This window comes from Streptomyces liliiviolaceus (assembly GCF_018070025.1).
GTDB classification, from domain to species: domain Bacteria; phylum Actinomycetota; class Actinomycetes; order Streptomycetales; family Streptomycetaceae; genus Streptomyces; species Streptomyces liliiviolaceus.
This window is the reverse complement of the sequence record NZ_JAGPYQ010000002.1, coordinates 903,748-917,652: the sequence shown is the minus strand read 5'-3', so window position 1 is coordinate 917,652 and position 13,905 is coordinate 903,748. Positions and strand designations below refer to the sequence as shown.

The window sequence follows — 13,905 nt, the reverse complement described above, 5'->3', positions numbered from 1 at the left end:
ACCAAAGCGTCAATAGGTATGGACCACCAGCCAGACACCTTGATCACGGAGAAGTTGATCAGAGCCTGGCGCCTCACGGGTGTCCCGTGAAGTCCATCGGTACACCTTGTGAGCCACCCCACAGAATTCACCCGCATGGGCGCCGATCAGGCGTGGCACACTGAGTCTGTACCAGAAGCAGCGCACTCCGGGGTCGGTGAAAGTCCGAACCGGCGGTTACAGTCCGCGACCCGGTCGCTTCCAGCGGCCGGTTGACCAGGTGAAATTCCTGGACCGACGGTTAAAGTCCGGATGGGAGGCAGTGCGCGGCGGGCGGGCATTCGTGCGCGCCGCCGTCTGTTTCGACGTGTCCCACGGGCACGTCGTCCCACGCGGCGTCGTCCTCGGTGTTCCCGCTCGTTCCACCTCTGTCGTCATCGACAGGCCCCGGAGTCCGTGCCCTATGAGGCAGGAGGACCCGGGAAGTGTTCACCGGAATCGTCGAAGAGCTGGGTGAAGTCACCGCCGTCGAGAATCTCGGCGATGCCTCACGTTTCCGACTGCGTGGCCCTGTGGTCACCGAAGGTGCACGTCACGGGGACTCCATCGCCGTCAACGGCGTCTGTCTGACCGTCGTCGACCACGAGGACGGCGAGTTCACCGCCGACGTCATGGCGGAGACCCTCGACCGCTCCAGCCTCGGCGCCCTCACCGTCGGCTCCCGCGTCAACCTCGAACGGCCCATGGCCGTGGGCGAGCGGCTCGGCGGGCACATCGTGCAGGGCCATGTGGACGGCACGGGCGAGGTCGTCGAGCGCAAGCCGTCCGAGAACTGGGAGATCGTGAAGATCTCGCTGCCCGCGGACCTCTCGCGCTACGTCGTGGAGAAGGGCTCCATCACCGTCGACGGCATCAGCCTCACCGTCGTCGACGCAGGCCCCGACTTCTTCACCGTCAGCCTCATCCCGACCACCCTCGACCTGACCACGCTGGGCCGCAAGCAGCCCGGCGACCCGGTCAACCTTGAGGTCGACGTGATCGCCAAGTACGTCGAGCGGCTGCTCGGCCCGCAGGGACAGGGAGCGACACGGTGAACTGGCTCAACTCCGAGGCGTTCACACTCTTCGGCCAGCACATCAAGTGGGCCGACATGATCGGCAACGTGATCGGGCTGATCGGTCTCGCCCTCGGCTGGCGCCGTTCCATCTGGACCTGGCCCGTCCAGTTCCTGTCCGGCGCGATCCTCCTGGTCGCCTTCGCCACCGCCCATCTCTCGGGCAGCGCGGGCAAGCAACTGGTGGTCATGGCCGTCGCGGTGTGGGGCTACTGGCAGTGGAACCGCGGCAGGGGCGGCGCGCAGGACGGCTCCATCGCCGTCCGGTTCGCCACCTGGCGCGAACGCGCGTACCTGCTCGGCGCCGCGGCCGTCGGCACCGTCGCGGTCGCGAGCCTGTTCACCGCGTACCCGTCGCTGTCCTGGGACCCCTGGCCCGACGCCTACATCTTCGTCGGCACGGTCGTCGCGATGTACGCCCAGGCGCGCGGCATGGTCGAGTTCTGGTTCGCCTGGCTGCTCGTCGACCTGGTGGGCGTGCCGCTCAACTTCGCCAACGGCTTCGCGTTCTCCGGATTCGTCTACATCATCTACGGCGCACTCGTCCTGTGGGGCATGCGCGACTGGTGGCTGCGCTCCCGCAAGGCCGGGCAGCCCGTCCTGGAAGGAGCCCCGGCATGACGACAACGCCGGTTTGGTACAGCACGGGTCATGACGAGGACGCCTCGGACTTCGCCCTCGACCCGATCGAGAAGGCGATCGCGGACATCGCCGCGGGCCGCCCGGTCGTGGTCGTCGACGACGAGGACCGCGAGAACGAGGGCGACCTCGTCATCGCCGCCGAGAAGGCGACCCCCGAGATCATCGCCTTCATGATGAGCGAGTGCCGCGGTCTGATCTGCGCCCCCATGGAGGGCGACGAGCTCGACCGCCTCCAGCTCCCGCAGATGGTCGAGAACAACACCGAGTCGATGCGCACCGCCTTCACGGTCTCCGTCGACGCGGGCCCCGCCTCCGGCGTGACCACCGGCATCTCCGCCACCGACCGCGCCACCACCCTGCGGCTGCTCGCGGGAGGACAGGCGGGGGCGGCCGACTTCGTACGCCCCGGCCACATCTTCCCGCTGCGCGCCAAGCCCGGCGGTGTGCTCGTGCGCAACGGCCACACCGAGGCCGCCGTCGACCTCGCACGGCTCGCGGGCCTGCGGCCGGCCGGCGCCATCGTCGAGATCGCCGGCGAGGACGGGCGGATGCTGCGCCTGCCCGAGCTGATCCCGTTCGCCCGCAAGCACGGACTGACGATCATCTCCATCGAGGACCTGATCGCCTACCGCCGCACCGCCGAGCCCACGGTCCGCCGTGAGGCGAAGACACATCTGCCCACCGCCTTCGGCGAGTTCACGGCGTACGGCTACCGCTCCACCGTCGACGGCGTCGAGCACGTGGCGCTGGTCCACGGCGAGATCGGCGACGGCGACGACGTCGTCGTGCGCATCCACTCCGAATGCCTCACCGGGGACGTCTTCCACTCCCTGCGCTGCGACTGCGGCCCCCAGCTCGAAGCCTCCCTGCAGCGCATCCAGGACGAGGGCCGCGGCGTCGTCGTCTACCTCCGCGGCCACGAGGGGCGCGGCATCGGGCTGCTGTCCAAGCTGCGCGCGTACGAGCTCCAGGAGCGCGGCCGGGACACCCTGGACGCCAACCTCGAACTCGGCCTGCCCGCCGACGCCCGCGACTACGCGGCCGGGGCGCAGATCCTTGAGGACCTCGGGGTGCGCAGCCTGCGGCTGATGACCAACAACCCCGACAAGACCGACGCGCTCGTCCGCCACGGCCTCAAGGTCACCGAGCGCGAGCCGATGCCCGTGACGGCGGGCGAGCACAACCTCCGGTACCTGCGCACCAAGCGGGACCGGATGGGGCACGACCTGCCCTGGCTGGACACGACCACCGTGTCCGCCTGCGGCAATCAGTGACCCGTAACCCTGGACCAGCACCTATGGCAAGCGACAGCACTGCACGGTACGAGGAGACACAGACGTGAGCGGCAAGGGCGCACCCGAACTGTCCGTACGCAACTGCGGTGACCTGCGGGTCGCCGTCATCGCGGCACAGTGGCACGAGAAGGTCATGGACGGACTCGTCGACGGCGCCCTGCGCGCCCTGCACGAGCTGGGCATCGACGAGCCGACCCTCCTGCGGGTCCCCGGCAGCTTCGAGCTGCCGGTCGTCGCGAAGGTCCTCGCGGGCCGCGGCTACGACGCGATCGTCGCGCTCGGCGTCGTCATCCGCGGCGGCACCCCGCACTTCGAGTACGTGTGCCAGGGCGTCACCCAGGGCCTCACCCAGGTCTCCGTCGAGACCGGGGTCCCCATCGGCTTCGGCGTGCTGACCGTCGACACCGAGGAGCAGGCCCTGGACCGCGCGGGCATCGAGGGCTCGAACGAGGACAAGGGGCACGAGGCGGTGACGGCGGCCGTGGCGACCGCGGCCACCCTGCGCTCGGTATCCGAACCCTGGCGCTGACGTAGGCCCGCGAGCGCGTAGGGTGAGGACCACCATGTCCAAGAAGACTTTCGAGGAGCTCTTCACCGAGCTCCAGCACAAGGCAGCCACCGGCGACCCCGCCACCTCCCGCACCGCGGAACTGGTCGGCAAGGGGGTCCATGCCATCGGCAAGAAGGTCGTCGAAGAGGCCGCCGAGGTCTGGATGGCCGCGGAGCACGAGGGCAAGGAAGCAGCCGCCGAGGAGATCTCGCAGCTGCTCTACCACGTCCAGGTGATGATGGTCGCCCGCGGCATCAGCCTGGACGACGTCTACGCCCACCTCTGAGCCCCCTCCGCGCCCTCGCGCAGACACCCGTATCCGCAACCGCACCCGCATCCGCACGAACAAAGGAAGCCGACCTCATGCTGCGCATCGCCGTCCCCAACAAGGGTTCCCTGTCAGGCCCCGCGGGGGAGATGCTGCATGAGGCCGGCTACCAGCAGCGCCGGGAGGCCAAGGAGCTGCGGATCGTCGACCCGGAGAACGAGGTGGAGTTCTTCTACCTCCGCCCCCGCGACATCGCGATCTACGTCTCCTCCGGCCGCCTCGACATCGGCATCACCGGCCGCGACCTGCTGATCGACTCCGCGGCCGACGCGGAGGAGATCCTGCCCCTCGGCTTCGCCCGCTCCACCTTCCGCTTCGCCACCAAGCCCGGCACGGCCGAGGCCCTCGACGACCTCGCGGGCAAGACCGTCGCCACCTCGTACGAGGGCATCGTCGCCAAGTACCTCGCAGACCAGGGCGTCGACGCGTCCGTCGTGCACCTCGACGGCGCCGTCGAGACGGCCATCGAACTCGGCGTCGCCGAGGTCATCGCGGACGTCGTCGAGACCGGCACCTCGCTGCGCAACGCCGGCCTTGAGGTCTTCGGCGACCCGATCATGAAGTCCGAGGCGGTCGTCATCCGCCGCACCGGCGCGGAGACCACCGGGGACGCCGAGCCCAAGGTCCAGCAGTTCCTGCGCCGCCTCCAGGGCGTCCTCGTCGCACGGACCTACGTGATGATGGACTACGACTGCCGCGTCGAGCAGCTGGAGAAGGCCGTCGCGCTCACCCCGGGCCTGGAGTCGCCGACCGTCTCGCCGCTCCACAACGAGGGCTGGGTCGCCGTACGGGCCATGGTCCCGTCCAAGGAGGCCCAGCGGATCATGGACGACCTGTACGACATCGGCGCGCGGGCCATCCTGACCACGGCCATCCACGCCTGCCGCCTCTGAGCCGCCTCCGACCGCGACTTCGACTCCGAGGACTTCGAGGAACCGCTTCGCCATGCCGGACACCACCGAGCCGCCCGCCCTCCCCGTGACCTTCAGGCCCGGGCGCACCCGGGCCGTGCTGCTGACCGCCGGTGCCACGATCTTCGTGGTCATCACCACGGTCGCGCTGCTGCTCGAAAAGCTCGGACCGGGGGAGCGGCTCAGCTTCGTCTTCACCGCGGCACTGCTCTTCGGCGTCCTCGTGCTGCTGGCCCGCCCCAAGGTCGTCGCGGAGGAGTCCGGGGTCACCGTCGTCAACATCACCAGCAGGCGGCGCCTCGCCTGGGCGGAGATCCTGCAGGTCAACCTCCGTCCGGGAGACCCCTGGGTCTTTCTGAACCTCAGCGACGGCACCAGCCTGCCCGTGCTCGGCATCCAGCCGGGCATCGCCAAGCAGCACGCCATCAGCGACGCCCGCGCACTGCGCGCCCTCGCCGAGGCCCGCTCCCTCGGCGCGCCGGACGGGCCGTCCGACGGCCCGCACGACGAACATCACGGCTGACTTACGGCCTTCCACCCTGCCGTACGGGCCCATGTCTTGATTAATCTGTTGGCGGAGGCGTTTTCGTTGCGCCTCCGCCGCTGACTTCCCACCCGGAACTCAGAGGCCCCCTGCTATTCGAGGAGTGACTCCCTCCAGCGATGGACGGATCGTCCTGTAGTACCTGCGCCGCCCCCTCCCGACATATCGAGGCGGCGGCATGACCATCCCCCTGCTGCTCCTCGGGGCGGCGTTCCTGTTGATCCTCGCCAACGGCTTCTTCGTGGCGGCCGAGTTCGGCCTCGTCACGGTGGAGCGCCCCGACGCCGAGAAGGCGGCGGCCGAAGGCGACCGACGGGCCGGTACCGTCGTCAGCTCCCTCAAGGAACTCTCCTTCCAGCTGTCCGGCACCCAGCTCGGCATCACCATCACCTCGCTGGTCGTCGGCATGCTCGCCGAACCGGCGCTCGCCGAGCTGCTGAACGGGCCCTTCACCGCCGTCGGCATCCCCGAAGGCGCCGTGTCCGGTGTCGCCGTGGTCGTCGGCATGCTGCTGGCCTCGGCCGTGCAGATGGTGATCGGCGAACTCGTGCCCAAGAACTGGGCGGTGTCCAGGCCCCTGCAGGTCGCGCGGTTCGTCGCGGGCCCGCAGCACGTCTTCTCGACCCTGTTCCGGCCGGTGATCGCCGCCCTGAACTCCGTCGCCAACCGGCTCGTCCGCGCTCTGGGCGTCGAGCCCACGGCGGAACTGGCCTCCGCGCGCACACCCGGCGAGCTGGTCTCCCTGGCCCGGCACTCGGCGCAGGCCGGCGCGCTGGAGCAGGACACCGCCGACCTGTTCGTACGCACCCTGTCGTTGGCCGACCTGACCGCGCAGCACGTCATGACTCCGCGGGTGAAGGTCAGCGCCCTCCAGTCCTCCGCGACCGCCGAGGACGTCGTCAACCTCACCCGCGCCACCGGCCTCTCCCGCTTCCCCGTCTACCGGGAGCGGATCGACGAGATCGTCGGCATGGTGCACCTCAAGGACGCCCTCGCGGTGCCCTCGCACGACCGGCTGCGGATGCCGGTCACGCGGATCGCCCAGGCCCCGCTGCTCGTCCCGGAGACACTGCCCGTGCAGCCCCTCCTGGAGCGGCTGCGCAACGAGCAGCCCATCGCCGTCGTCGTCGACGAGTACGGCGGCACGGCCGGGGTCGTCACCCTGGAGGACATCGTCGAGGAACTCGTCGGCGAGGTCCGCGACGAGCACGACGACCAGGACGTGCCGGAACTCGCCGCCGCGCCGCCCGAGGACGGCAGGCCCGCCTGGGACGCCGACGGCAGCTGCCGCGTCGACATCCTGCGGCGCATCGGCCTGGACGTCCCCGAGGGCCCGTACGAGACGGTCGCCGGCCTCGTCGCCGACCTGCTCGGACGCATCCCGGCCCCCGGCGACCGGGCCGAGCTGCCCGGCTGGCGCCTCTCGGTGCGCCAGGTCGGCCACTACCGCGCGGAGCGGGTCAGGCTCGTCAGAACGGCCGAGGCCGGGACCGCCCCGGTCTCCCCCTCCGCGTCCGCCCCCGTTTCCGTCTCCGCGGCGGAGGCCGTCCGATGAGCGTGCTCCAACTCCTGTTCGCCGGCTTGCTCGTGCTCGCCAACGGCTTCTTCGTCGGTGCCGAGTTCGCCCTGGTCTCCGTACGGCGCAGCCAGATCGAACCGCTCGGCACGGCACGGGCCCGCCAGGTCATGTACGGCCTGGAGAACCTGCCGCACATGATGGCCGCCGCGCAGTTCGGCATCACCGTCTGCTCGCTGACCCTCGGCGCGGTCGCCGAGCCGACCGTGGCGCACCTCCTGGAGCCGGTCTTCCACGCCGCGCACCTGCCCGAGGGCATGATCCACCCGCTCGGGTACGTCATAGCGCTCGCCGCGGTCGTCTTCCTCCACCTGGTGGTCGGCGAGATGCTGCCGAAGAACCTGGCGATGGCCGCCCCCGAGAAGACGGCGCTGTGGCTCAGCCCCGGCCTGGTCGCCTTCGCCCGGCTGTGCAAGCCGGTCACCGTCGGCCTCGGTGCCTGCGCCCGCGTCATCCTGAAGCTCTTCGGTGTCGAGCCCAGGGACGAGGTCGAGGCGGTCTTCACCAGCGAGCAGCTCAACCGGCTCGTCGAGGACGCCGGTCAGGCCGGACTGCTCGACCCCGGTGAGCAGGAGCGCCTGGAGGACGCCCTGGAACTGGGCTCCCGCCCGGTCACCGACGTGCTCCTGGACCGCGAGTCGCTGATCAGCGTGGGCCCCTCGGTCACACCGGGCCAGGTCGTCGCCCTCACCGCCCGCACCGGGTTCTCACGGTTCCCGGTGGTCGCGGAGAACGGCGCCTTCATGGGCTATCTGCACGTGAAGGACGTACTCGACCTGGAGGAGTCCGAGCGGGCGGTGCCGCAGCAGGTCTGGCGGCCCATGACCACGCTCAGCGCCGAACTCCCGCTGGACGACGCCCTGACCGTGATGCGCCGCGCCGCGACGCACCTCGCGCAGGTCGCCGACGCGTCGGGCCGGGTGCTCGGCCTGGTGGCCCTGGAGGACGTACTGGAACTCCTGGTCGGCGAGGTCCGCGACCCGGCCCACCGGGACCGTCCGACGCCCCGTGTGACCGAGCCCCGCTCGGGCCGCACGGAACCGGCGGAACCCCCACAACAGGCCCTGGCCAGCTGACACAGCCGACCCGTGCCCCCACTGCTTGGGGCGCGGGTCGGCTGTTTGCTTTCAGGGGCGCGGGGAACGGCGCGACAAGCCACGACGTACCCGCACCCGCAAGCCGCACAGCACCCCACCACCCCGGTGGGCGCACCCGACCCGGAGGGCTCTCGGGGCGCGGACCCGACGGGGGCTACACCCCGGAGGGACCGCGCCCCGAGAGAACCTCCCCGTACGCCTGCATCAGGTCGGCCAGCCGAAGCGTCGCCAGATCGTCCCGCGTCAGATGCCCCGGATACCCGGAGAGCCGCAGATCCCGATAGGCGCAGCTCTTCTCGTACAACGTACGCAGGAACCGTCCGTTCCCCAGCTCGTCGATCCATCCCTGGTCGACGACGTGCCCGCTGATGGAGCGCAGCTCGTCGAGCGCCTCTTCGTCCCACACGTCCCCGTTCTCCCCCGCCAGCACCTCACCGATCGAGGTGAGCTCCAGCGGCCGGTACGAGGGAAAGTCGACCCGGGTCGTGAACCGCGACGACAGACCGGGATTGGCGGCCAGCAGCCGGTCCATGCCCTCCGGATACCCCGCGAGGATCACCACCAGATGATCCCGGTTGTCCTCGGCCCGCTTCAGCAGCACCTGCAGTGCCTCGTCCCCGTACGCGTCGCCCTTGCCGTACCCGGAGTTGGACAGCGAATAGGCCTCGTCGACGAAGAGCACCCCGCCGATCGCGGAGTCGATCAGCTCGTTGGCCTTCACCGCGGTCTGGCCGAGATACTCGCCCACCAGATCGGCCCGCTGCGCCTCCACGAGATGGTCGCCGCCGAGCAGCCCGAGCGCGTAGAAGACCCGGCCGAGAATGCGCGCCACGGTGGTCTTGCCGGTGCCGGAGGGCCCGGAGAAGACGAAGTGCCGTTTCGGCGGCTGGACCGGCAGCCCCTGCCCGGCCCGCAGCCGGGCCATGTTCAGCTGCGCCGAGAGCGCCTTCACCTGGCGCTTCACCGGTTCGAGGCCGACCATGCCCTCCAGTTCGGCCAGCGCCTCTTCGAGCAGCGCGGGATCCGTCGGTCCCGTCGGCAGATGCGGTGGCAGCACCGGCACGACGGCCTTCTCGCGGACCCGGTCCGACTCGGACGGCAGGGTGCCGGGCGGCGGCAGATCGGGCTCGGAGAGCTTCAGATCGCGGCCCTCGGCGCCGAACAGCGGGTCCACGCCGTCGGGGCCGTCCAGGATGTCCTGCCCGACCCCCGTCAGCGTGATCGCCGCGAGGTCGGCCGTCTCGTCGTACCCGTCGCCCTCGGAGATCGCGGCGAGCCGGGCCGAGGTGTCCATGAAGGCCGCATCGACCCGGTGCACTGCCCGGTACAGGGGGAGGGCAGCCGCCGAGCGGCCCGTGCCCTCGTGCGCCCGCGCCAGCCAGTACCGCAGCTCCTTGCGCTGCGGCTGCTCGCTGCGGCAGCGCATCAGCGCCGACGACAGCAGCGGTTCGGCCTGTCCGTACATCTCCAGACGTACGCGGGCCATCCCGCCGAACAGGCCCGCCTCGATGCCCAGCATCGGATCGTCGATCAGCGGGTCCGTGTGCCGGACCAACTGCTCCCAGTCCTTGACGAGATAGGCCCGGCAGGCGTGCAGGAACCGGACCTGCGGATCCGTGTCGACCGGGGGCAGGCCGGCCAACGCCCGGTCCAGCTCGGGGACATGGCGTCCGTCGAGCCAGTGGGAGGAGTGCGCGAGCAGCAGATCGCGCGGCGACTCCAGCACGGGCTGCACCCACCAGCCCAGCCAGTACCAGGAGTTGAGCGTGCGCCGGTGACGGGTGCGCTGCTCCCCGAAGCGGTCGCGGTGCCGGAACATCCGGAGCAGTGCGGTCGTCGTGTCGATGCGCAGCGCGTGCAGTCCCAGCCAGCCGTCGGCCATCCCCGGATCCATCCGGACCGCGGCGCGGAACTCCTCCTCCGCCTGCGGATAGGCCCCCATGGTGTAGGCGTCCACACCTCGCAACCAGGCGAGGTCGGCCGGGGCCTCGGGGCCCTGCGTGCCGAAGTCCATCACGTCCCCCACATACCGTGCCCCCGTTGATCACCGGGCGGGCCGGTGCCCGTCGGCAGTCTTCGTCGAACCGCTGTGCCGCGGACGGGAGTTGCGCGCGGTGCGGAGAGCAGCCGTCCGAAGGTCGCACCAAGAGGCATCGTACCTGCGGGGGAGCGCCGGACCGTAGGGTGCCGCACGACGGGTTCTTCGAGGTGGGAGCGGACGCGACGCACTCAGGACGGTCACGCAGGGTGAGCGAATTGCGCCTCGGAGCGTCCGCAAAACGCCTGAGGACAGAACGAAGCCCCCGATCACGGGGGAACAACCGGGGGCCTCGCGTCTGTGGGGCGGCCCCGAAGGCCGCTCCTTGAGAACGTAAGACCTGTACGGCCCCTCGGTCAAGCCGAGTTGGGGCACTCAGGCAACTTCTCGGACAGCGGTCTTCACGAGTTCAGCACACAGACGCAGGCCCGTCACGATCCGTGACGGAAAGCGTTCCCAGCGGCGTCTCGGCAGGTCCTGGCAGTACCTCATATCCGTCTGAACACTGTCGTACCAGAAGGTCGGCGAACGGCTCCGAAGGGTCCTCGGCGAAGTGCCGGCGCTCCGCGGGAGTCCATCCTGCCCAGAAATCGCTCTGCGCCGGACCGTCCCGCAGGCGCCCGCGCGCCCATGCGTCCTCGTGGGGCATCTCCATCCACAGCAGTCCCGCCAGCCGGGGCCGCAGCGCACGACGGCCGGCGCCGACCCCCTCGACGAGGACCACGGGCGCGGGCGGCAGGGCGCGGGGCGGTCCGAAGTCGCGCAGTCGCCAGTCGTAGGGGCGGTAGTGCGCGCTCTCGCCGCGGCCCAGTGGTTCCACGACCTCCCGGAGCAGTCGCCCCGTCCATGCGAAGAGCTCCTCGTGCGTGGCGATGTCGTCCAGGTGCAGCACGGGAGCGCCGCCCAGTGCCCCGGCCAGGCGCTCCGCGAAGGTGGTCTTGCCGGAGCCCGCGTGCCCGTCGACGCCGACGAGCCGGACGGGACCGCAGGAGGGCGGCAGTCGGCGCAGCCGGTCGGCAAGGGTGTGGAGGTGGATGGGGCTTCCCTGGGAGCGGAGGAGCGGAGGAGCGGAGGAGTGGTGGAGCGGAGGGGTGTGAGCGGGGGCGTGCGGATTCCGGAGGAACACTCTACCGAGACCGATATCGGGTGAATCGGTCCACCTGTCCCATCAGTGGTCTCGACCAATATTGGTCGGCGCCGCGACGCCCGAAGTGCTGGCAGAAGCCGTGATCACGTTCCATAGTTGGCCCACACCCGCACACGCGTACCCACGCATCGTCCACGCACTGGACCAGCCCGTTCCGGACACCTGGGGGTCTTCCGTCCATGACCAGAGCCGAACAGCCGTCCCGCAGAACCGTCCTGGCCGCTGCCGTGGCAGCTGCCGCCGCCGGAACGGCCAGCCCGGCGGCCGCCGCGAGCCCGGCCGCGCGCCCCACGAGAACACCGGCCGCCCCTTCGTCGAAAGCACCCTCCGGCCTCGTGGACAACCATGCCTGGATCTCGTACGCCGACTGGCGCGGCGGCACCGCGGAGGGGACCCGGGCCGTGCAGGGGGACCGTCCCGGCCTGGAGATCCGGACCCCGGAGGGCCGCACCGACTACCCGGACCCGCACACCGGCACGACCGCCACCTGGGAGTACGCCCGCTGGACCTCCCCGGTCCACCGCCTCGCGGTCCCCTCCACCGAGGTCATCGCCTCCTGGAACGCGCGGACCCCGGCGGGCACCTGGCTGCAGATCGAGCTGACGGGCACGTACTCCGACGGCACGGACACCCCCTGGTACGTGATGGGCCGCTGGGCGGCCGGTGACCAGGACATCCGGCGGACCTCGGTCGACGACCAGAGCGACGGGAGGAGCACGGTCTGGACGGACACCTTCGCCATCGACGACCCGGCCTCCGGGCTGCGCCTGGTGGCGTACCGGCTGCGGCTGACCCTCCACCGCAAGCCCGGGACCAAGGCCACGCCGACCGTGTGGCGGCTCGGCGCGATGGGCTCCGACATCCCCGACCGCTTCACCGTCCCGGCGTCGGCGCCCGGTCTCGCGCGGGAACTGAAGGTGCCGCGCTACTCGCAGGAGATCCACGTCGGCCAGTACCCCGAGTACGACAACGGCGGCGAGGCCTGGTGCAGCCCCACCTCCTCCCAGATGATCATCGAGTACTGGGGGCGGAAACCCACGGCCGCGGACCTGGCCTGGGTCAAGCCCGAGTACGCGGACCCGCAGGTGTGCCACGCGGCGCGGTTCACCTTCGACTACCAGTACGACGGCTGCGGCAACTGGCCCTTCAACGCCGCGTACGCCGCCACGTACAAGGATCTGCAGGGCGTGGTGACCCGGCTCCGGTCGCTCGCTGATCTGGAGACGCTGATCGCCGCCGGTGTGCCGGCCATCACGTCCCAGTCGTTCCTCGCGTCCGAACTGACCGGCGCGGGGTACGGCACGGCCGGGCACCTGATGACGGTCATCGGCTTCACCGCCGACGGCGACGTGATCGCCAACGACCCGAACTCGCCGGACAACGACGCGGTGCGGCGCGTCTACAAGCGGCGCGAGTGGGAGAACATCTGGCTCAGGACCAAGAGGTACAACGCCGCCGGGAACGTCGTCTCCGGCACCGGCGGGGTCTGCTACCTCTACTTCCCGGCCCACCCCACGGAGGCCCAGCGCAAGGCCCTGGCGGCGGTGGGCGTGCGCTGAGCCCGAAGGCCCGTACGGCACAGGGGCGGCCCCGCAACGGCGGAGCCGCCCCTGTGGCGTGTGCCACACCGGCCGGCCGCGGGTGACCAAGCTCTCCCCCGCAAAAGCCCGATCCGATGGCAAGGTGGACGAACCGGTGGGACAAGTCCGTCCGAACCGGCGGGGGAGTCCATCGAGAACCGACCGTGAGTGAGCCGCCATGACCACTACCTCTGTCACCGCCGGACAGGTCCGCGCCCGGACGGGCGGCCCCAAGGACGACGGCCCGAAGATCCTTGAGCACGTCATGGGCTGGACCTTCGTGCTGGTGCTCGCGATGTTCGTGACGCAGCTCGGCCTGGTCTGACGCCAGGACCACGACCGGCCGGTCGCGCAGAGTCGAAGAGACTCGAACAGGCTGCTCGTACGGCTCTGCCATACTGCGGAAGTCCCGCTCGCGGTTGGAGACCAGGTCCGGAATTGACTAACAGTCCACAGCGCGGTGTCGACCGCCCCGGAGCGCGCGGAACCGACCGTTCCCTGGCGCGCCGTGCCGAACTCATCGTCATCGGGCGGAAGTTGTTCGCCGACACGTCCTACGACGCCCTGTCGATGGACGACATCGCCAAGCAGGCGCATGTCGCCAAGGGACTGATCTACTACTACTTCCGTTCCAAGCGCGGCTACTACCTGGCGATCGTCGAGGACTCGGTGGCCGAGCTGATCTCCCGGGCGGCCAGTGGTCTCGAACTGCCCCCGGAAGAGCGGGTGCACCGCACCATCGACGGCTATCTGCGCTACGCCGAGCACAACCAGGCCGCGTACCGGACCATCATCAGCGGCGGTGTCGGCTTCGACGCCGAGGTGCTCGCCATCCGCGACGGTGTGCGCGAAGCCATCGTCGAGACGATCGCCGAAGGGGCGTACGGGCGACGCGATGTCGGCCCGCTCCCGCGCACCGCGCTGCTGGGCTGGCTGTGCAGTGTGGAGGGCGCCACCCTCGACTGGATCGACCACCGCGGGCTGCCGCGCGATCTGATGCGCGAGCTGCTGGTGAAGATGCTCGGCGGCACGATGCGGGCCATCGAGGAGCTGGACGTCTCCTACCCGGCCCCGCAGGCCGCGCGCCGCACCACCTGAGACATC

The 13,905-nt window shown here is 70.5% G+C and carries 14 protein-coding genes and 1 riboswitch; of the genes, 12 read left to right on the top strand and 2 right to left on the bottom strand.

Annotation, left to right across the window (positions count from 1 at the left end; all coding sequences use genetic code 11):
- The first annotated feature begins 178 nt into the window (after window positions 1–178).
- A riboswitch (FMN riboswitch) is annotated at window positions 179–309 on the top strand.
- A 155-nt stretch (window positions 310–464) separates the two neighbouring features.
- The 9 genes from J8N05_RS39390 (at window position 465) to J8N05_RS39350 (ending at window position 8,015) form a co-directional block, all read left to right on the top strand.
- Complete coding sequence (locus tag J8N05_RS39390; RefSeq protein ID WP_210891758.1) at window positions 465–1,073, top strand: riboflavin synthase; 609 nt, start codon at window positions 465–467, stop codon at window positions 1,071–1,073.
- Entirely contained in the window at window positions 1,070–1,714 is a 645-nt protein-coding gene (locus J8N05_RS39385; protein ID WP_107019640.1) for a nicotinamide mononucleotide transporter family protein, read from the top strand. Before J8N05_RS39390 ends, J8N05_RS39385 begins: the two co-directional genes overlap by 4 nt.
- Window positions 1,711–3,009: a bifunctional 3,4-dihydroxy-2-butanone-4-phosphate synthase/GTP cyclohydrolase II gene (locus tag J8N05_RS39380; RefSeq protein ID WP_210891756.1), complete on the top strand. Its 1,299-nt coding sequence runs from the start codon at window positions 1,711–1,713 to the stop codon at window positions 3,007–3,009. Before J8N05_RS39385 ends, J8N05_RS39380 begins: the two co-directional genes overlap by 4 nt.
- Before the next feature lie 64 nt (window positions 3,010–3,073).
- Entirely contained in the window at window positions 3,074–3,559 is a 486-nt protein-coding gene (gene ribH / locus J8N05_RS39375) for a 6,7-dimethyl-8-ribityllumazine synthase (protein ID WP_189772856.1), read from the top strand.
- A 34-nt stretch (window positions 3,560–3,593) separates the two neighbouring features.
- Window positions 3,594–3,866, top strand: a complete 273-nt coding sequence (locus tag J8N05_RS39370) for a phosphoribosyl-ATP diphosphatase (RefSeq protein ID WP_107019637.1) — start codon at window positions 3,594–3,596, stop codon at window positions 3,864–3,866.
- Window positions 3,867–3,943: 77 nt separating this feature from the next.
- On the top strand, window positions 3,944–4,801 hold the full coding sequence (gene hisG / locus J8N05_RS39365) for an ATP phosphoribosyltransferase (protein WP_210891754.1): 858 nt from the start codon (window positions 3,944–3,946) through the stop codon (window positions 4,799–4,801).
- Window positions 4,802–4,853: 52 nt separating this feature from the next.
- The gene (locus J8N05_RS39360) at window positions 4,854–5,342 is read left to right on the top strand and encodes a PH domain-containing protein (RefSeq protein WP_210891752.1); all 489 of its coding nucleotides are present in this window, start codon (window positions 4,854–4,856) and stop codon (window positions 5,340–5,342) included.
- Between the two features lie 199 nt (window positions 5,343–5,541).
- Window positions 5,542–6,918: a hemolysin family protein gene (locus tag J8N05_RS39355; protein WP_210891750.1), complete on the top strand. Its 1,377-nt coding sequence runs from the start codon at window positions 5,542–5,544 to the stop codon at window positions 6,916–6,918.
- Window positions 6,915–8,015, top strand: a complete 1,101-nt coding sequence (locus J8N05_RS39350) for a hemolysin family protein (RefSeq protein WP_210891748.1) — start codon at window positions 6,915–6,917, stop codon at window positions 8,013–8,015. The genes J8N05_RS39355 and J8N05_RS39350 overlap by 4 nt, the downstream gene beginning before the upstream one ends.
- Window positions 8,016–8,190: 175 nt before the next feature.
- On the opposite strand, the gene J8N05_RS39345 is transcribed toward J8N05_RS39350, so the two are convergent.
- Together J8N05_RS39345 and J8N05_RS39340 are read right to left on the bottom strand one after the other, a co-directional pair.
- The gene (locus J8N05_RS39345) at window positions 8,191–10,050 is read right to left on the bottom strand and encodes an AAA family ATPase (RefSeq protein WP_210891746.1); all 1,860 of its coding nucleotides are present in this window, start codon (window positions 10,048–10,050) and stop codon (window positions 8,191–8,193) included.
- Window positions 10,051–10,483: 433 nt separating this feature from the next.
- Window positions 10,484–11,110, bottom strand: coding sequence for a uridine kinase family protein (locus tag J8N05_RS39340; RefSeq protein WP_210894142.1), 627 nt, complete (start codon window positions 11,108–11,110; stop codon window positions 10,484–10,486).
- Between the two features lie 290 nt (window positions 11,111–11,400).
- Between J8N05_RS39340 and J8N05_RS39335 the strand changes: the two genes are divergently transcribed.
- The 3 genes from J8N05_RS39335 (at window position 11,401) to J8N05_RS39325 (ending at window position 13,899) form a co-directional block, all read left to right on the top strand.
- Window positions 11,401–12,780 carry a peptidase C39 family protein gene (locus tag J8N05_RS39335; RefSeq protein WP_210891744.1) on the top strand — a complete coding sequence of 460 codons (1,380 nt, stop codon included), beginning with the start codon at window positions 11,401–11,403 and terminating at the stop codon, window positions 12,778–12,780.
- Window positions 12,781–12,979: 199 nt separating this feature from the next.
- The gene (locus tag J8N05_RS39330) at window positions 12,980–13,126 is read left to right on the top strand and encodes an SCO1431 family membrane protein (RefSeq protein ID WP_210891742.1); all 147 of its coding nucleotides are present in this window, start codon (window positions 12,980–12,982) and stop codon (window positions 13,124–13,126) included.
- 113 nt (window positions 13,127–13,239) lie between these two features.
- On the top strand, window positions 13,240–13,899 hold the full coding sequence (locus J8N05_RS39325) for a TetR/AcrR family transcriptional regulator (RefSeq protein WP_210891740.1): 660 nt from the start codon (window positions 13,240–13,242) through the stop codon (window positions 13,897–13,899).
- The last annotated feature ends 6 nt before the right edge of the window (window positions 13,900–13,905 follow it).

Bases quoted from the DNA above. Each gene is read 5' to 3' on its own strand.
- J8N05_RS39380 (WP_210891756.1), top strand. From the start codon at position 1,711: ATGACGACAACGCCGGTTTGGTACAGCACGGGTCATGACGAGGACGCC.
- J8N05_RS39370 (WP_107019637.1), top strand. From the start codon at position 3,594: ATGTCCAAGAAGACTTTCGAGGAGCTCTTCACCGAGCTCCAGCACAAG.
- hisG (WP_210891754.1), top strand. From the start codon at position 3,944: ATGCTGCGCATCGCCGTCCCCAACAAGGGTTCCCTGTCAGGCCCCGCG.
- J8N05_RS39360 (WP_210891752.1), top strand. From the start codon at position 4,854: ATGCCGGACACCACCGAGCCGCCCGCCCTCCCCGTGACCTTCAGGCCC.
- J8N05_RS39355 (WP_210891750.1), top strand. From the start codon at position 5,542: ATGACCATCCCCCTGCTGCTCCTCGGGGCGGCGTTCCTGTTGATCCTC.
- J8N05_RS39350 (WP_210891748.1), top strand. From the start codon at position 6,915: ATGAGCGTGCTCCAACTCCTGTTCGCCGGCTTGCTCGTGCTCGCCAAC.
- J8N05_RS39345 (WP_210891746.1), bottom strand. From the start codon at position 10,050: ATGGACTTCGGCACGCAGGGCCCCGAGGCCCCGGCCGACCTCGCCTGG.
- J8N05_RS39335 (WP_210891744.1), top strand. From the start codon at position 11,401: ATGACCAGAGCCGAACAGCCGTCCCGCAGAACCGTCCTGGCCGCTGCC.
- J8N05_RS39330 (WP_210891742.1), top strand. From the start codon at position 12,980: ATGACCACTACCTCTGTCACCGCCGGACAGGTCCGCGCCCGGACGGGC.